Below are 18089 nucleotides of genomic sequence, written 5' to 3'. Positions count from 1 at the left end.
TAACTTGGTTAGCCGAGTTGCTGGGGTAAATACTCGTATTGTTTGCGACAGGAGAGATCCACAGCCATTTTGACTCAACGGTTCAGGTCGCTATAGACAGCGCCTTATTGACCGCCTATTTCGCTTGCCCAGCTCTCTCTTTGGAGGCTTAAAGTGATCTAAATCACGCTTTGGTGATTTCTTTACGTTTTGACAATCTGGCAACAATAAGATGCAGTCCCCCTGATAGCAAGGGCTACCCTTGTTACTGAAATGTACCGCTGTACAGCGTTCAAACTCTCTCCCAAATTCCTTGCCCTACATCAACAAAAAACACAACACACCCATATATAGTGCACTAAAATATATAAACACCTATATATAGTAGTTATCCACAATGTCATCCACACCTCCCGCAGCCCTTGTGTCTTGCGGTTTTGCCCTGTGGATAAGCTGACGCTCCCCAATGGGAACAGGAGTAACAACGTGAAACCAGTAGTGATTAAGCGGGACGGTTGCCAGGTCTCTTTTGACGAGATACGCATCAAGCAGGCCATTGAGCGGGCCGCGCTGGCTGCCGGAGTGGTCGATGACGACTACTGTGCTACCGTCGCCCGAGTGGTCGCTCAACAGATGGAACAGCAGTCACGTGTCGATATTCATGAAATCCAGCAGGCGGTTGAAAACCAATTAATGGCAGGCCAATACAAACAGTTGGCCCGTACTTACATCGAATATCGTCATGACCGCGATGTGGCCAGGGAACTGCGCGGCAGACTGAACCAGGAGATCCGTGGCCTGGTTGAACAGAGTAATTTGGCGCTGTTGAACGAGAATGCCAATAAAGACAGCAAAGTAATCCCGACCCAACGTGATCTGCTGGCAGGTATTGTCGCTAAACACTATGCCAAACAGCATATTTTGCCACGTGACGTGGTGCTGGCCCATGAACGTGGGGAGATCCACTACCACGACCTCGATTACTCGCCATTCTTCCCGATGTTCAACTGCATGTTGATCGACCTGCAGGGCATGCTGACGAACGGTTTCAAAATGGGTAATGCCGAAATTGAACCACCGAAGTCAATTTCCACCGCCACAGCGGTTACCGCTCAGATCATCGCACAGGTAGCCAGCCATATTTATGGTGGTACTACTATCAACCGCATTGATGAAATCCTGGCTCCTTTTGTCAGTGAAAGCCTGGAGAAACACCGGAAAGTGGCACAAGAGTGGCAGATCCCGGATGTAGAAGGCTATGCGATGGCGCGTACCGAGAAAGAGTGTTACGACGCCTTCCAGTCGTTGGAGTATGAAGTCAATACGCTGCACACCGCCAACGGCCAGACACCATTTGTCACTTTCGGTTTTGGCTTGGGCACCGGTTGGGAATCGCGGTTGATTCAACAATCGATCCTGAAAAATCGCATTGCCGGCTTGGGCAAAAACCGTAAAACCGCGGTATTCCCTAAACTGGTTTTCGCCATTCGTGACGGCTTGAACCACAAGTTCGGTGACCCCAACTACGACATCAAGCAGTTGGCGCTTGAGTGTGCCAGCAAGCGTATGTACCCGGATATTCTTAATTACGACCAGGTGGTTCAGGTCACCGGTTCATTTAAAACGCCAATGGGTTGCCGCAGCTTCCTGGGTACCTATGAAGAGAATGGCGAACTGATTCACGATGGCCGCAACAATATCGGCGTCATCAGCCTCAACCTGCCGCGCATTGCCCTGGAAGCCAAGGGGGATGAATCACGTTTCTGGCAGTTGCTGGATGAACGGTTGTTACTGGCCAAGAAAGCCCTGATGACGCGCATTGCGCGCCTGGAAGCCACCAAAGCGCGTGTCGCGCCGATTCTGTATATGGAAGGGGCCTGTGGTGTCAGGTTAAACGCCGATGATAATGTCGCCGAAATCTTCAAACATGGCCGTGCTTCGATCTCATTAGGCTATATCGGTGTGCATGAAACCATCAATGCCCTGTTTGGTGCCGGGAAACATGTTTACGATGACCAGCAATTACGCGCCAAAGCCGTGGCGATTGTAGAACGCCTGAAAGCCGCCACCGATAGCTGGAAAGCGGAAACCGGTTATGGCTTTAGCCTGTACAGTACGCCAAGTGAAAACCTGTGTGATCGCTTTTGCCGTTTGGATACCAGTGAGTTTGGTGTGGTGGACGGGGTAACCGACAAAGGTTACTACACCAACAGCTTCCATCTGGATGTTGAGAAAAAGGTCAACCCTTACGACAAGCTGGACTTTGAGGCCCCCTATCCGCCACTGACCAGCGGCGGCTTTATCTGTTACGGCGAATATCCGAACCTGCAGCACAACCTGAAAGCGTTGGAAGATGTCTGGGATTACAGCTACAGCCGCGTCCCTTACTACGGCACCAATACGCCGATCGATGAGTGCTATGAGTGTGGCTATACTGGCGAGTTCTCTTGTACCAGCAAAGGGTTTACCTGCCCGAAATGCGGCAACCATGACCCGGCAAAAGTCTCGGTCACCCGCCGTGTTTGTGGTTACCTGGGCAGCCCGGATGCCAGGCCGTTTAACGCCGGTAAGCAGGAAGAAGTTAAACGCCGGATAAAACACCTGGCCAACGGGCAGCTTGGTTAATTGCCCTTAATGACGGGTATTAGCGATGGCTATTAGCTATGGGTATTAGCGATGGCTATTCTTGGTTCGCCAATAATACCCATCATGGCAACCGCAGGTGTCGGCGTGGAACAGGTAAGAGATAAATGAATTACCATCAATACTATCCCATTGATGTGATCAACGGCCCAGGCACACGTTGCACGTTGTTTGTTGCTGGCTGCGAGCATCAATGCCCGGGCTGCTATAACAAAAGCACCTGGCGGCTCGATTCGGGTATCGCGTTTACCCCACAAATGGAAGCGCAGATAATTGCTGATCTCAATGATCAGCGTATTCCACGCCAAGGGTTATCCCTCTCAGGGGGGGACCCCTTGCACCCAGCCAATGTCCCGGCCATATTGCAGTTAGTCACTCGCGTGCGCGCTGAATGCACCGGTAAAGATATCTGGTTATGGACTGGCTACAAGCTGGAAGATCTCGATAATGCGCAGATGGAAATCGTCAACCAGATCAATGTGTTGATAGATGGAAAATTTGTCCAGGCCTTAAAAGACCCGGCACTGATTTGGCGTGGCAGCAGTAATCAAGTGGTACATCAATTACGTTAACCGGGGAATTTCTCTCGTTGATGGGTGATCGCTAAAATTTTTATTGCCTCATCCAAAACGACGTATATCACTAATAACGATGCTTTACTCACCAACAATTTTCGCGCCCCCCCGTACCAAGGCCTACCCAATTGTGGGTTATCCGACAACCGCTCGACGGCCAACGCAATTTCAATATCAACTTGCTCGGCCGCCAATGGATTGATTGGATAAAGGAATTCAAAAATGCGTTCTCGGTCCTGCAACGCAACGTCGTCCCATTCGATGCGCATAACAATCCTTATTTAGCGGTGTATTTTGCTCTGATTTTGGCTTTGAAGTTTTCCATTCTTTCTGCAACTTGCTGTTCATCAAGATAAACGGCATTTCCCTGATGCAAACGAGCAAAAGCGGCATCAACCTTTTCCTGCAACCAGTTTTCATGCTGTTCAGATGCCCGTTGCTCGTCAGCCATTTGTTGAGTTAATTGGCGGCATGCTTCACTGAGCGTGGTACCTTTAGACTCTGCCGCTTTCTGTGCCAGCAATTTGGTTTCATATTCAATGCGAAATTGGATACGGCTTTCCACGTTTAGCACTCCTACTTTGATTCTATGTTCACAACTTGATCGCACGTTAGCACATTTGTGACAACAATATAAGCAAAAAAGATCAATTTATGCGCTGTTTATCCAGGCTCCTCTCAGCATAGGCACCCGCTCACGGCGATTTGAGCTGAGGGGATATTATCCCGCCTTGATTTGGTCAGACTCCAATATCTTAACGCCATTACCCGGGGTTAGCGCCTCGGTCAACAAGGCTTGTGCCACGTCTTTGGCAGCGACACTACGCCATTTGCCGGGTAACAGGTTAAATAACGGCGCAGTCAGCCGCTCCAGCAAACGGGCGTGAGTGCGCTGCCCCGTCAGCATTGACGGGCGCACCAACGTCAAGCGTGGCCAATGCTGTTCACGCAGCGCTTGTTCCATTTGCCCTTTGGTGCGGTTATATAAAAAGAGAGAACTGGGGTTCGCCCCTAGCGCGCTGACCACCAGGCAGTGTTGCGCCCCCAGCCGCTGACCAGTAAGAGCGGTATCAACCACCAGTTGGTAATCCACATGGCGGAAGGCGTCGGCGCTCCCGGCCTGACGACGCGTGGTTCCCAGGCAACAAAACACCCTATCCACCGGTTCTGCCAACGAGTTCAACAACTCGTGTAGATCTTTCCCTACCGGGTTTTGCAATTTGCTATGAGGGAGCAGTGCGCTACGCGTAGGTGCCACTATCTGGCTGACCTGGCTGTCTAATTGCAACAAATGCAATAGTTCGCCCCCTACCAACCCACTAGCGCCGGTGATTAATACTCGTGCCATCAGATCCTCTTTATCTCTTTGACCATTTGCATAGAGTATACCTGTTATCAATCAGGCTGCGGGGGCGTTGGCTTTGGCTTTAGCTTTGGTTACTTGCCTCGCATCGACAATGCAGTGCACACTGTTCGATTTTTTTGCGCGGTCAGTTCGCCCATTTGCTGAATATAGCCAAAAGTGTGCTTCGCTAGAAATAGGGTTATGTTCCCAATTTTTTGCAAAAAATGGGAACATAGTCCCAATAAAGACAAAGTAGTATGCGAAACCAAGATGACTCACACATTAAATGCTTCTTGCTTGATGGCTTGCTCTGCTCGGCTGATCCCTAGTCGCTGAGCAACTTGCTGCCACTGTTTGACCGCGTTTAACACCTCACTATAAATTTGCGTTGCCTCACTCTGCGAAAGCCTGAAAAAATCTTTCACATCAAAGGCAAGTTGGTAATCGAGCGCGTTGTCTGTATCGGTAATGTTCAGATGAAGCCCTTGCTTGCCAGCAATAGGGTTTAAATCGTAAGCCGGTGACAACTTCCAGCCTTTATTCGTTAGCAAAAAACCATGGTTTCGCAGGTGATCGTCGGTGTTAGACACGGCGATATTAAACACTATCCGCCGCCATAGTTGAGCCAGATCGACTTTAGTTTGTACGCCCTGATTAGAAATGAATTCAGCGAGCTCAAGGTAGCTGGCACCCTGTGAATGCTCGCCATTATAGTATTGGAGCTGCGTCATTGCCGATGAAAAATGCAGGCGCTGGTTTCCCTCACGGTCAAAGCGTTTGGTTAAAAAGGTATGGTGCTGTGTCGACAGTTTTCGTACTTCACTTGGAAACATCTCAATACCTGCCGCTAAAGCAAGTTCGTAACACACCATCTCCCACGCACCGACATCATAGGAATCATTTAAATTGGGAAACTTCGCTATCCACAGATGGTTATGCTCGTCGGTAACACAGGCTTTTGGCCTAGATCCACCTAAAGAAGAGCCAGGCGAAATCAACATTTTCAACCATCGGTAATATTCATCACTGTCAATATTATCGTCTTTTTCAATTTGGATAGCGGCATGCTCTAGCTCACGAAGCATTACCATCGGTGGCGCGGAAAATTCAGCATTGTTATCCAGAAAATCAGATGAGCCGTTTTTTTTAAAACGAATGCCGCCCATGCGGTAGCTATCATGCACCCCAAGCAAATAATCGAGCTCAGTAAGTCGATTATTCGGCCGAATGCCTTTGCGATGTTCGATCGCCGCCCTACGCTGCATCAAAATACGCCCCCAGCGATCTGGGGATGAATCTAAAAAGGCACGAAAGTTTTTATCCGCTTGGTCATTGTATAATTCACCCTCATACAGCGTCAGTAAGGGATCAATTTGCAGGCAGTAGGGAGATTTTAAAAATGTCTTGTTATAAGAAAAACTGAACACACCACCACGACTTGAATCACTATAAGTCAAATGACCCATTAATAATGGCTGCCCAATGGGTTGCCAATCTGCATAAACCTCGACTAGTTCACGGCTCATTTTGAACCTTCCAGTAATTTGATATTTTGCAACTTGATGCCTAATTCGTCATGTGCCGCCAGCTCTGAGAAGTTACTCTCCATACCCAGAACAGCCATAATTTTCAAATAAGTACCAATTGCCACACCAGGATCGCCGGCAAATACCTTATTTACCGTTTTATGGTCAAACCCAGTTCGCTCGCAGAGCATCTTTTTGGTTAATCGGCGTCGTTTCATCGCTAGCAACAAATCCTCACCAAAGTGAGTGAGAATTTTTCGCTGCTTTGGAAACAGCACACTGTGTAAGTCTCGCTTTGCCATACCATCACCAATGGGACTATATTCCCAATTTAAAAGGAATAATGGGAATATAGTCCCACATTAGTCATTTAGCAAATCTAAGCAAAGTTCAAAATGGGGCTATAGTCCTTTTTCCCGCCACTTTGCTGATGTAGTGGTTTAAGGAATTTGGGTATAGCATGCCTTGGGTTGTCTGAGGGCAATCTACAACAGGGAGGTCATATGAAACGTCTTTGGGCAAGTCTGCTGTTGATTATTGCAGGCTTCTTTTGTGGTGTAGTTATCTCATGGCCTTCGAACCCAAGTATTGTGGCGAGACCTGCGCCATAAATGCCCTGAACTCATTACTAACCTGGGTTGTAATATGCGCTATTATCTTCCCTGTTATCGGTCTGCTGGTGTGGTCTCGAACAGGCCAAACCTGCCGTAGCCTGGCCGCCATCACCGTGATACTGGTATCGATTTCGACACTGCCTGCTTTTTCAATTTATGGTTATGGATTACATAAAAGATATTGGCCGGATGACTGGAAGCGCCATTATCCCAATGGCGACTTTAGTTATATGATCATTGCCACCAAACCAGTGACAGTCAACACCACCGGCACTGAGTCGAAAACCCAAATAAAAATCTGGGAACGCTGCCTACTCGGCAGCGTTCAATGCGATACCAAACCCCACAGTGTTGAATCGCTATGCCTTGATAGCGGGACAGTTGTCTCGATCGATGAATCACACTGGCGCGCCTTCCAACGCATTCCTGAAGAAGACCTACAGGGGTCAACTGATGCCCCCAAAGATATGCACTTATGCGCCGTACCGTGATGTTGCTCGCTGTTTGTTTCTGGCTCCAACTGAGTTGACCCTACCTAATGGGGCTGGGCGATATACCGCATGGCGGAAGCCACAGAAACAGAGCCCGGCCCCACCACGGTTTTAAAATAACTGAGCGGTTTCAGCTTAATCATGGTGCCTTTATAAAGCGGGTTTGACCTCTGTGACAAACGTCGGCAGATCCCAGGTGCCGCCCAAATGGATATAGCTGCACATCCCGGTGGTCGCTTCACGGCTTTTGTGGAAGGTTTCACCATCCCATAGCCAACGTGCTGTTGAAAAGCAATCCCCCAACCCGCGCCCTCTTTGCCCTAGGGAAATCACCCCTTGACTATAGCCTGAAGCGGAGTTGGTCACCAAAACCGGGTCAGTTTTCAATGCATTGTCGATAACCCAATAACCATAACCTTGGTTATAGGCGGCTCGCCAACAGAGTGTAGAGATCAACGCATGGTCGTTACCCAGTGGGGTCAGTGTTAAGGCATCCTCATGGTCCGCAGATGTGCCTAAATCTGAATTATTCTTCAAATCAAACCATAGGTGCTCACAATCATCCGGTTTTAACATTGCCAACAGTTTTGGTTTTAACGCTGCTATTTCTGGTGCAGTGAGTAGACGCTCCGGCACATCACTCACTTTGACCCATTGAATCACCGGGGCAGGAATCGCTGCTGGTACGCTGCTTTCCGGTTTATCGCCTTTTTTAGTTAATGCACCCGGAGTGCCAATACGCCCTTGCACATCATCCATTTTCAGTAATACGGCAGTGGCCCCATCCCCGGATAATACAAAAGAAACTGGCCCGCCTTTAAATTCAACTTTGCCACTGCCGTTGACCGTTTTGAGCAGCGCCTGCGTTTGGCTGGTTGATAAATGCCAGATGCCATCTTGAGTGGGCTGGACGTTCCCCATCAATTTGTCATTAATCCACAGAGTCAATTTGGGTACCGGGGAAGATTCATTAGACTCAATATCCGCCAACGTCACCGCCCCAGTGGGTTGCGTACCCGGGCCAGCAAGGCGGGTAATCAGCACTGAGCCCGTGGACCCCTCCTCACCGTTACTGTAACCCGCCGCACGGCAGGTATGGGTGTTATCACAAACCAGTTCCCAGTTCTTGTGTGCAAAAGAAACCCACTCATCCTGCGCCATCGCCGAGGAAACAAAACTACTTGCCAATATAATTGCCGCTATTTTTTTATGGTTCATGGGATACCGCATTAAGGAATAGTGGAAGTGTTCACCACAATATAAAGAGCTGCGCGGAATAGTGCTACCAGTGCGAGTACGCAGGTTAGCCGACTGCGGAGGCGCACCGGTATACACCCGGTGCGATAACAAAGAAGCGGGAGTGATGCCAAACTTCAGGCCAAGGGAACAGAGAGAATAGTTAGAGCTGCCATTCAAGAATAGGCCAGTGATGCTCATCAGCAAGTTGACGTAAACCCGGATACGGATTGACGGCGTAGGGGTGGGCTACTGCCTGCAACATCGGCAAGTCATTGTGGGAATCGCTGTAACCGAAACTGCCCTGCCAGAGGTCTGGCTGCTCGCCGAATAGCTGCTTGATGCGGGCCACTTTGCCTTCACGAAAGCTCAGCGTACCGTATGTCTGGCCGGTCAACCTGCCCTGCTCTTCTTCCAGCAGGATGGCAACGCAGTGATCCATCCCCAGCATCTGGGCCATTGGTGCCACCAAGTGTTCCCCGGTGGCGGAAACCAATATCAAGGTATCACCCCGTTGGCGATGCCATTCGATACGGGCTATCCCTTCCGGGTAAACACGCTGGCGCAACACCCGCTCAATAAAGTCCTGACTCTGTTGGCCGAGCCACTGACGGGACTTGCCCACCAGCGGCTGCAGGGTAAAAGCCATATATTGATGCATATCCATCTTGCCCTGATAGTAGAGCGTCATCATGGCTTTTTCTTCAGCAAGCATCGTTGCCGGAGCCAACTGTTGCGCCACCATATATTCCATCCACAGGCTAGAAGAGTCGCCGCAGAGCAGGGTATCGTCCAAATCAAATAGTGCCAGTGCCATCACCACTCCTGGTAATTACTTAGGTATAAACCACAAGAAAACAAACTATCAGCCAAATAATTGCGCTTGGTCGTGCTACGGATGGGCATGATGCGAAACGCCGTGAACCCCTATATGGGGGCTCGTATCGCGCGTCCTTGCGCTCCACGGTCAGCTAACCTGCATCATACCCACCAGCCTGACTCCCAACCTGGGGCAACATTCGGCACGGTTATTTAGGCAACTTCACAAAGCTGATCCCGGGCTACCGCCAGCGTCACTGCGGTACCCACTGGCAGCAGATCACTGGCCGAACGGTTAAGCACATCCACCGTCAACAACCCCGCCTCACAGGCCACTTGATAACGGATCACATTACCGAGCAACTGCTGCTGGTGAATAACGCCAGGGAGACAAGGATCGGTGCTCTGCCCACCTGCCGGCAGCAGAGTGATCGCTTCCGGCCGCAATGCCAGCTTGCTACTAAACTGTGCGCCAAATAGAGACTTGCCCTGCTCCGGCCCCAACAGGTTATAGTTGCCAATAAAACCCACCACAAATTCGCTGGCAGGTTGCGTATAAATCTGGTCTGGCCTGCCGCTTTGCACTATCTTCCCTTGGTTCATCAGGAAGACCCGATCCGACATGGTCAACGCCTCTTCCTGATCATGGGTGACAAAGATAGTCGTCAGTTGCAGATTCTGCTGGATCTCGCGGATCTGCTGGCGCAAGCTGCGGCGAATTCTGGCGTCAAGCGCCGACAAAGGCTCATCCAGCAGCAGGATCCGTGGGCGCACCACCAGTGCTCTCGCCAAGGCTACCCGCTGACGCTGGCCGCCAGAGAGTTCAGTGGGGTACCGCCGCTCAAAACCTTCCAGTTCCACCAGTGCCAGCGCCTCTCGTACACTGGCAGACAATTCCCGCCCTGGTTGAGGTTTCATTTTAAGGCCAAAGGCGACGTTATCCCATACGGTCATATTCGGGAACAGCGCATAGCTCTGAAACACCATACCGATACCACGCTTCTGGGGAGCCAGCCGGGTAATATCCTCCCCGGCTACCCTTATCTGGCCGCTATCGACCGGGGTCAGCCCCGCTAAAGCCCGGAGCAATGTGGACTTGCCACAACCCGAAGGCCCTAACAGGGTGACCAGTTCCCCTTTGCTGATGCCAAACTCAATCTCTGCGAAGACTTTGGTCTCGCCGTAAGATTTGTGCAGTTGATTCACTTCTAGATGGAACATGTAGGATCACCGATGAAAGCGATTGGCCGCCCAAGTGAGCAGCAGAGTCAACAGAAAATAGCTCATTACCAGCGCGCTGGTGAAATGGCCCGAGGTGGCGCGCATATTGTAGAGGTAGACCTGCAAAGTTTCGAAACGGGTACCGACCAAGATATTGGCAAACACAAATTCGCCAAGCAGGAAGGAGAGCGACAGAAACAGCGCCGCCAACAGCCCTTTGCGTAGACAGGGCAACACCACAATGGCGAAAGCACGGCTACTGCTGGCACCGAGTAAGTGAGCGGCATCCATCAGGTCCTTAAGGGGGATCCCTTGCAGATTATTCGCCAGTGCCCGATACATAAAGGGCAACACAATGGTGAACCAGGTACCGATCAGGATCCACGGCGTCCCGACAATGGGCAGGATGCCATCAGCATAGATCTGCAACAGCCCCACCGAAGAAACTACTGGGGGCACTGCAAACGGCAGCAGGATCAGCAGGTTCATCCAAGGATCGAGCTTAGGGAAGTAGTAAGCCACCACCAGTACCGTCGGCACCAACACCAACGTCCCTAACAACAGGGTGGCGAAGCAGACCAGCAAACTACGGCCAAAAGCCGCCAGAAAACGCGGATCGCCCCACAGTTTGATATACCAGTTAAAGGTCAACCCGTCGGGTAACAGAGTGGCCCCCCAACGAGTGGAGATTGAATAGATAAAGGTCGCCAACAGAGGCAATAACAGCAGGGTGACCAGAACCACCAACACCCAGCGGGGCCAGCTTGGTTTGACGTCATGCATGCTTATTCCCCTTGTTGATATAGCTCTTTTTCAATAACCACTGGTTAGCTGCAGTGACAACCCCCAGCAACACCAGCAGGATCACCGCCAATGCTGCCGCCAGATTCGGCTCAAGGAAGATATCACCAGAGACCAGGCTGGCTACCCGGATGGTCACTAGATTGAAGTTGCCCGTAGTGAGGGCATAGGCCGACGCATAGGCACCCACCGCATTGGCAAACAGAATAATCAGTGTGCCCAGCAGCGCCGGCGTCAACACCGGTAACGCCACATGCCACACATACTGTCGCTTGCTAGCCCCCAGTAACGCGGCCGCTTGCGGCCACTCATCCTGTAGCGCATCAAAGGCTGGATAGAGCAGCAAAATAGCCAGCGGGATCTGAAAATAGATGTAAATCAGGATCAGGCCCGCCCCTGAATAGAGGTTGAAACCGTCAATCCACCCCCAGGACTTGAGCAGCAACGTGATGGCGCCATTAATGCCGAGAATAATGATGAAGGCAAATGCCAAGGGAACACCGCTGAAGTTGCTGGTCATGGTGACGAAAGCCAGCAGCAAGCGCTTGATGCGTTCCCCGCTGTGTCGCAGTGCCGCAGCACCCAAGGTGCCAATAATCAGCCCAGCCAAGCTGGCAATACCCGAGATACTCAATGAGTTACTGAACGCTTGCAGGTAAAAAGGCGAGCTGAGTATCTCCTGGTAATTATCGATGCCCCAACCTTCTGATGTCTGAAAACTCCCCACCAGCACCCACACCAAGGGAGCCAACTGGAACAAGAACATCAACAGAGCAAAAGGCAATAACACCAGTGCCGGAAGCCAGTGGCGGCGGACAGCGTGCGGGATCCGCTGTTGATCCCGCACTGTCTGGGTTGTTGCAGACATCATCAATGCACCTCAGGCAACAAGGCCGCTTTGAGTAGCGATGGCCCACGCGATTTTTGGTGAGCAACCCCAAGCAGATCCGCCATCAGTGCACAGAGTTGAGTCTGCTGGATGCTGGCTCCAGCAGGCCATTGTGCGACGAAAGCATCACCAAACAACCACAGCGGCACCGTGCGCTCTTCCGGCAAAATACCACCGTGGCTCAAGTCGTTGTTCATGCCGTGATCTGAGGTCACCAGTACCTGATACCCCTCCGCCAACCACTGAGGCAGAAGATCCGCCAGCAGGCCGTCCATGCGCCGCGCCTGATTACGATATTGGCGCGAATCCAGCCCGAAGCGGTGACCGGTGTCATCCACACCCATTGGGTGGATCAACAAAAAGTCGGGATCATATTGGGTTCTCAGCCACTCGCCATCCATCAGCAGATGGCTGTCCGGGTAGCTGTCATCGCAGTAAAAACAGCCATGCTGGATCGGCAGTTGTTCATCATGGGTAAAACGATCCCGGCTGGCTTGCCAAGGAGCGCGATTGTACAGTTCGCTGATCCAGTGGTAAGCCGCCGCCGCGGTGGTTTTCCCCGCCGCACGGGCAAGATGAAAGATAGAATCATGTTGGCTCAGGCGGCAGATGCCATTGTGAGTGATGCCACTGGCCACTGGCGCTACCCCAGTCAGGATGCACTCATAAAGCGGGCGGGAAAGAGAAGGCAGAGCACAATTCAGCGTGGTATAAAGACCGCGCTCCGCTTCCACCATCCCGGCCAGATAGCCCATGGTATGGGCTATCTCAGCACTGAGGCCATCAACAAGTACCACTATTACCTTGTGTTGCACGTTCATCCCTTACTTCATGTTGATCATGACAAATTCTTGCCACTTGCGCGGCAGTTCTTTCGAGCTTTTCTCCCACGCCGCCTGGTCACTCACTGGCTTGGCATTGGCATACTGCTCGGCAGAGATTAATTTGCTCTTCACGTCATCTGGCAATACCACATTGCTGCGGATCGGGCGGGCGTAACCACGGGCCAGGTTAATTTGCCCCGCATCAGAGAGGATGTATTCGCGTGCCAATTTTGCCGCATTGGGGTTCTTGGCCCACTTGTTGATGATGGTGGTATAACCGGCGGTCACTGAGCCATCGCTAGGGATCACCACATCAAACTTGTTCGGGTCGATCCGATCACGGTAGTTGAGGGCGTTGAAATCCCACAGTACCGCTACTTCCACTTCACCCTTCTCAATATTGGCGATGGTAGGGTCATTCAGTGACAGACGGCCTTGCTTGGCTAACTGAGCGAACAATTCCAAAGCCGGTTTTAGGTTCTTCTCGCTGCCGCCAGTGGCAAAGGCCGCCGCCAGCACACCGTTATTGGCCTGAGAAGCCACACCCACATCCCCCAGAGTCACTTTGTAGTCCCCGGTGAGCAGAGATTGCCAACTGGTTGGTGTCGACTTCACCAGATCTTTGTTGACCAGGAAGGCAATGGTGCCGGTATAGGCCAGCATCCAGTGGCCGTCAGCATCTTTGGCCCAGTTGGGAATATCACCCCAGGTGGTAGGCTTGTAAGGCTGGGTTACCCCTTGCTTAACCGCTACTGGCCCAAAGGCGCCGCCTACGTCACCGATATCGGCGGTAGCATTGGCTTTTTCGGCAGAGAATTTGGCAATTTCCTGGGCTGAGCTCATGTCAGTATCTTGATGCTTGATACCGTAAATGCTGCCCAATTGCTGCCAGGTATCTTTCCAGTTAGCCCAGCTATCTGGCATGCCGATACTGTTGAGCTGGCCTTCGCTGCGGGCTGCTTTCTCCAAATCGGCAATATTGTCGGCGGCAAAGAGCGGCTGGCTCAGTGCCACCATGGTCAATGCACTTGCGATCACTTTCTTTATCATTTCATTCCCCTGGACTAGGTCAATTATGGTTATAGGGGAATGTTAGAGGTGAAATATGACGATTACGGTGCGGTTTGATGATAGTTTGATGACACAACCGCTGTCATCGCACTGTCATCCACACCCGTTACAACTACCTGTTCGAATAAGGCTGGTCTATTCCAGCCATAAAACAAGATAATAACCAATAGGTAATATGACAGTGACTGAGCAGCTATTCAGCGAACCAGGCCTGGTGGATGGCCGTAGCCTCTCCAAAGGTGAACAGATTTGCCAGACCCTGCGCCGCTATATCAGCAGTAGTCAGTTGGTGGCAGGCCAACAATTGCCCTCTGAAAGGAGCCTGAGTGAACACTTTACCACCACCCGTATCACCATCAAGGAAGCGCTCTCTAACCTGGAAGCCGATGGCCTTATCTATCGAGCCGAACGACGCGGTTGGTTTGTCGCGCCGCCTCGGCTCACCTATGCCCCAGCTATCCACACCCATTTTCACCAATGGATCGAGCAGCAACAACGCATCGCCCAGACCCGGCTATTGGCTCACGGTAGCACTCTGGCCAGCAGCGAACTCTGCCAATGGATGGAGATAGTCCCTTTCACTCCCCTCTACGAGATCCAACGCCAGCGACTGATCGATGGTCGTCCCGTGTTACATGTCAGCCACCATCTGCTGGCAAGCCGCTTTCCTGATATCGCTACTGCCTCGTTGGAAGGTTCCCTTACAGAGCTCTACCAGCAACGTTATGGCATAGGCCAAGGGGGGGCCACACTTGAGATCACCCCATCGGCAGCACGCGGAACTATCGCCCAGACGCTCAATCTGGCAGAAGGGAGTGCCGTATTACGGCTAGTACGGGTCAACTATGATCCGCAAGGCGCTTTAGTGGATTGTGATATTGAACATTGGCGGCCTGATGCCATTCGCATCTGCCTTGATACTCGCCCGGTAACACCCAGGCAATAGATGGACACGCACGGAGAAAGCGCTGGCGGACAGGCTCCAGCACTCTTTCCCCTTCTGGCTGCCACTTGCCGTAATGAATGAAGCGGATGAGTGAGCCGTTAATCCGCACGCTGCCAATACAGCTTTTTACCAAAACCCAAGGTGTTATCGGTCATCTTCACCTCTTGCAAGGTGATCTGCCAGACGGGGGTGTTCATAACCTTGGCGACCGGGAAACGCTTGCAGTAATGTGCGCTGGCCTGTTGGGCTTCATCCCCTTGCAGTAACCTGATGTCACCAGCGTATTGCACCCCTTTAATCAGGGCGATGCTCTTGGGTTGTGGCGCAATGGTCCCCACCACCTGGTGATGTTGCTGCATCAGCGTGCCGTGGCGGGTATGGGGTTCCGTCATTAACCACAATGCCATACGCGGCGCATCAAACACATAAAAGCAGTTGGCGCACCACATATCCAAACCGTTGCCAGCACACAACGTGAGCAGATGCTGCTGGTTGAGAAAACGGATAATGTGTTGTTGGTCTTCGCTGGGGTTCACGCTGAGTCTCCTAGAGCAGAGAATATCTTATTGCCGAGTTTAACCGCCAAGAGCCATCATTAACGATTACCCCCACCAAGGCTAAACAGCATAATTCTCATCAAATCTCGCATAAAAATGCAAATTCAGTTACAAGAATGTCATAACAATGGAGATACATTCTGCCTTATAATCCCGCCTTTAATACTTAAAATAATACGCAGTGCTTGCCAAACCGCTGGAGGAGTGAGAAAGCCCCCTGCAGCTTGATTGATGGCGAGCCGATTTGCCAGTGGAATACGTTGACCAATGAAAAAACTAAAAATTGCCGCCAACACAAAAACGGTAGGATGCTTTACCACCACACGTGAAATTATCGATGTGCATCAAAGTGATTTTAATGATGTTGCTGCCATCGTCCTGGCGATTGAAGATGTGCAACAAGGTATGTTGGTTCAGTTAGCAGAAACTGGCCTGGATATCCCGATTTTTGTCACGGTGAGTGGCGAACAAGAACTGGAGAGTAGTGTATTAGCTGCTCTGTATGGGATATTTGAACTCGGTAGCAACAACAGCCCATTGTATGGCAAACAGTTGGAAGCCGCCGCAGTGAAATATGAAAGTGAACTGCTGCCGCCCTTCTTTGATACCCTAACCAAGTATGTCGAAATGGGTAACGCGACCTTTGCTTGCCCTGGGCACCAAGGGGGAGCATTCTTCCGCAAACACCCTGCTGGCCGCCAGTTCTTTGATTTTTACGGTGAAACTATCTTCCGTTCGGATATGTGCAATGCCGATGTCAAGCTGGGGGATCTGTTGATCCATGAAGGTGCCCCCTGCGAGGCACAACAATATGCCGCCAAAGTATTCAATGCCGACAAAACCTATTTTGTGCTCAATGGGACTTCAGCCTCCAACAAGGTGGTGACCAATGCGCTGCTAAGCCGTGGCGATCTGGTGCTGTTTGACCGAAATAACCACAAATCCAACCACCACGGCGCACTGATCCAGGCGGGGGCCACACCGGTCTACTTGGAAACCGCGCGCAACCCCTTCGGCTTTATTGGCGGGATTGATTCCCACTGCTTTGCAGAGCCCTATTTGCGCCAGCAAATCCGTGAAGTTGCCCCTGAACGCGCCAATCAAGCGCGCCCGTTCCGCCTGGCGATTATCCAATTGGGCACGTATGACGGCACTATTTATAATGCCCGCCAAGTGGTAGACACCATTGGCCACCTGTGTGACTACATTCTGTTTGATTCTGCCTGGGTGGGTTACGAGCAATTTATTCCGATGATGAAAGATTGCTCGCCACTGTTACTGGAGCTGAATGAAAACGACCCGGGCATTATCGTCACCCAATCAGTGCATAAACAGCTGGCTGGGTTCTCGCAGACTTCACAAATCCATAAAAAAGACAAACATATCAAAGGGCAAGATCGCTACTGCAACCATAAACGTTTTAATAATGCGTTTATGCTGCATGCTTCCACCAGCCCGTTCTACCCGTTGTTTGCCGCCTTGGATGTTAATGCCAAAATGCATGCAGGCAAGAGCGGACCACACCTGTGGAAAGAGTGCGTTCACCTGGGTATTGAAACACGCAAAATGCTGCTGGCAACCTGCTCGATGATTAAACCCTTTGTGCCAGAGCAGGTTGATGGCAAACCTTGGCAATCTTACAGCACAGAAACCATGGCGAATGACCTGCGCTTTTTTGACTTCGTCCCTGGGGAGAAATGGCATGCCTTTGAAGATTATGCTGCCTCACAATATTTTGTTGACCCCTGCAAGCTACTGTTAACCACACCCGGTATCGATACCAGCAATGGGGAATATAGCCACTTTGGTATTCCAGCCACTATTCTGGCTAATTACCTGCGTGAAAACGGTATTGTGCCGGAAAAATGTGACCTCAACTCGATTCTGTTCCTGCTGACGCCGGCAGAAGACAGCGCCAAAATGGCTCACTTGGTGGCACTGCTTGCCCGTTTCGAAAAGCATATCGAACAGGATTCATTGCTGAGTGAGGTGTTACCGACGGTGTATAAAAACCATCAAGCGCGTTATCACAACTATACGTTGCGCCAACTGTGCCAAGAAATGCACGATTTATACGTCAGCCATAATGTTAAGCAATTACAAAAAGAGATGTTCCGCAAAGCACATTTCCCACCCGTGGTGATGAACCCGCAAGATGCCAATACGCAGTTAGTGCGTGGCAATGTGGAATTAGTCGCCTTGGCACAAGCAGCAGGCAGAATTGCTGCTGAAGGAGCCTTACCATACCCACCAGGGGTGTTATGTGTTGTCCCCGGTGAAGTTTGGGGCGGCGCGGCACAACGTTATTTTCTGGCATTGGAAGAAGGGATTAATTTATTACCTGGCTTCGCCCCTGAGCTGCAAGGTGTGTACATCCAGCACGATGAAGATGGCTGGAGCCGAACCTATGGATATGTATTGACATCCTCCCCGCCCTAAAGGGCGAGGATCCCTACAGCGTTCAGACCGAAGCCTGACTCGCCTCGGTGGGTTCCTGCTTCATCGAGCGGCCTAAAGCTGCCATCTCTCCACAGGCTAACGCGGCGTGCCCC

18 protein-coding genes are annotated in these 18089 nt (G+C 51.2%); 5 read left to right on the top strand and 13 right to left on the bottom strand.

Translation table 11 applies throughout. The features are described from left to right. The first annotated feature begins 465 nt into the window (after positions 1-465). Both nrdD and nrdG read left to right on the top strand, forming a co-directional pair. On the top strand, positions 466-2604 hold the full coding sequence (gene nrdD, locus IO95_RS17460) for an anaerobic ribonucleoside-triphosphate reductase (RefSeq protein ID WP_023491899.1): 2139 nt from the start codon (positions 466-468) through the stop codon (positions 2602-2604). A gap of 125 nt (positions 2605-2729) precedes the next feature. Then, entirely contained in the window at positions 2730-3194 is a 465-nt protein-coding gene (gene nrdG / locus IO95_RS17455; protein ID WP_023491897.1) for an anaerobic ribonucleoside-triphosphate reductase-activating protein, read from the top strand. On the opposite strand, the gene IO95_RS17450 is transcribed toward nrdG, so the two are convergent. The 5 genes from IO95_RS17450 to IO95_RS17430 form a co-directional block, all read right to left on the bottom strand. Continuing rightward, on the bottom strand, positions 3191-3466 hold the full coding sequence (locus IO95_RS17450; RefSeq protein WP_023491895.1) for a type II toxin-antitoxin system RelE/ParE family toxin: 276 nt from the start codon (positions 3464-3466) through the stop codon (positions 3191-3193). The genes nrdG and IO95_RS17450 overlap by 4 nt on opposite strands. 8 nt (positions 3467-3474) lie before the next feature. After that, on the bottom strand, positions 3475-3762 hold the full coding sequence (locus tag IO95_RS17445) for a type II toxin-antitoxin system RelB/DinJ family antitoxin (protein ID WP_023491894.1): 288 nt from the start codon (positions 3760-3762) through the stop codon (positions 3475-3477). A gap of 156 nt (positions 3763-3918) precedes the next feature. Beyond that, the gene (locus IO95_RS17440) at positions 3919-4545 is read right to left on the bottom strand and encodes an NAD(P)H-binding protein (protein ID WP_023491892.1); all 627 of its coding nucleotides are present in this window, start codon (positions 4543-4545) and stop codon (positions 3919-3921) included. A 272-nt stretch (positions 4546-4817) separates the two neighbouring features. Beyond that, complete coding sequence (locus IO95_RS17435; RefSeq protein ID WP_037386357.1) at positions 4818-6068, bottom strand: type II toxin-antitoxin system HipA family toxin; 1251 nt, start codon at positions 6066-6068, stop codon at positions 4818-4820. After that, positions 6065-6370, bottom strand: coding sequence for a helix-turn-helix domain-containing protein (locus IO95_RS17430; RefSeq protein ID WP_023490598.1), 306 nt, complete (start codon positions 6368-6370; stop codon positions 6065-6067). Before IO95_RS17430 ends, IO95_RS17435 begins: the two co-directional genes overlap by 4 nt. A gap of 266 nt (positions 6371-6636) precedes the next feature. Between IO95_RS17430 and IO95_RS17425 the strand changes: the two genes are divergently transcribed. After that, positions 6637-7173: a hypothetical protein gene (locus IO95_RS17425; protein WP_023490599.1), complete on the top strand. Its 537-nt coding sequence runs from the start codon at positions 6637-6639 to the stop codon at positions 7171-7173. Between the two features lie 150 nt (positions 7174-7323). Here the strand turns inward: IO95_RS17425 and IO95_RS17420 are convergent, their stop codons facing one another. From IO95_RS17420 to IO95_RS17390, 7 genes are all read right to left on the bottom strand, one after another. Then, positions 7324-8391, bottom strand: coding sequence for a DUF1176 domain-containing protein (locus tag IO95_RS17420; protein WP_037386354.1), 1068 nt, complete (start codon positions 8389-8391; stop codon positions 7324-7326). Between the two features lie 181 nt (positions 8392-8572). Continuing rightward, positions 8573-9226, bottom strand: a complete 654-nt coding sequence (locus tag IO95_RS17415) for an HAD family phosphatase (RefSeq protein ID WP_023490601.1) — start codon at positions 9224-9226, stop codon at positions 8573-8575. Between the two features lie 215 nt (positions 9227-9441). Continuing rightward, positions 9442-10449 (bottom strand): ABC transporter ATP-binding protein, encoded by a 1008-nt coding sequence (locus IO95_RS17410; RefSeq protein WP_023490602.1) that lies wholly within the window; start codon positions 10447-10449, stop codon positions 9442-9444. 6 nt (positions 10450-10455) lie between these two features. Further along, positions 10456-11232, bottom strand: a complete 777-nt coding sequence (locus IO95_RS17405) for an ABC transporter permease (protein WP_023490603.1) — start codon at positions 11230-11232, stop codon at positions 10456-10458. Further along, positions 11225-12118 carry an ABC transporter permease subunit gene (locus IO95_RS17400; RefSeq protein WP_235186789.1) on the bottom strand — a complete coding sequence of 298 codons (894 nt, stop codon included), beginning with the start codon at positions 12116-12118 and terminating at the stop codon, positions 11225-11227. Before IO95_RS17400 ends, IO95_RS17405 begins: the two co-directional genes overlap by 8 nt. 2 nt (positions 12119-12120) lie before the next feature. Further along, positions 12121-12954, bottom strand: a complete 834-nt coding sequence (locus tag IO95_RS17395) for an alkaline phosphatase family protein (RefSeq protein ID WP_037386426.1) — start codon at positions 12952-12954, stop codon at positions 12121-12123. A 9-nt stretch (positions 12955-12963) separates the two neighbouring features. Then, positions 12964-14010, bottom strand: a complete 1047-nt coding sequence (locus IO95_RS17390) for an ABC transporter substrate-binding protein (protein ID WP_037386423.1) — start codon at positions 14008-14010, stop codon at positions 12964-12966. A gap of 205 nt (positions 14011-14215) precedes the next feature. On the opposite strand from IO95_RS17390, the gene IO95_RS17385 reads away from it, so the two are divergent. Continuing rightward, entirely contained in the window at positions 14216-14980 is a 765-nt protein-coding gene (locus IO95_RS17385; RefSeq protein ID WP_200874181.1) for a UTRA domain-containing protein, read from the top strand. 98 nt (positions 14981-15078) lie between these two features. On the opposite strand, the gene IO95_RS17380 is transcribed toward IO95_RS17385, so the two are convergent. Next, positions 15079-15516 carry a YhbP family protein gene (locus IO95_RS17380; protein WP_023490608.1) on the bottom strand — a complete coding sequence of 146 codons (438 nt, stop codon included), beginning with the start codon at positions 15514-15516 and terminating at the stop codon, positions 15079-15081. A gap of 288 nt (positions 15517-15804) precedes the next feature. On the opposite strand from IO95_RS17380, the gene speF reads away from it, so the two are divergent. Further along, a complete protein-coding gene (gene speF / locus IO95_RS17375) occupies positions 15805-17976 on the top strand; it encodes an ornithine decarboxylase SpeF (protein WP_023490609.1) in 2172 nt (723 codons plus the stop codon). The last annotated feature ends 113 nt before the right edge of the window (positions 17977-18089 follow it).

Source organism: Serratia sp. DD3 (genome assembly GCF_000496755.2).
The sequence above is the reverse complement of the archived record's forward strand: the minus strand, read 5'-3'. Positions and strand labels throughout refer to the sequence as shown.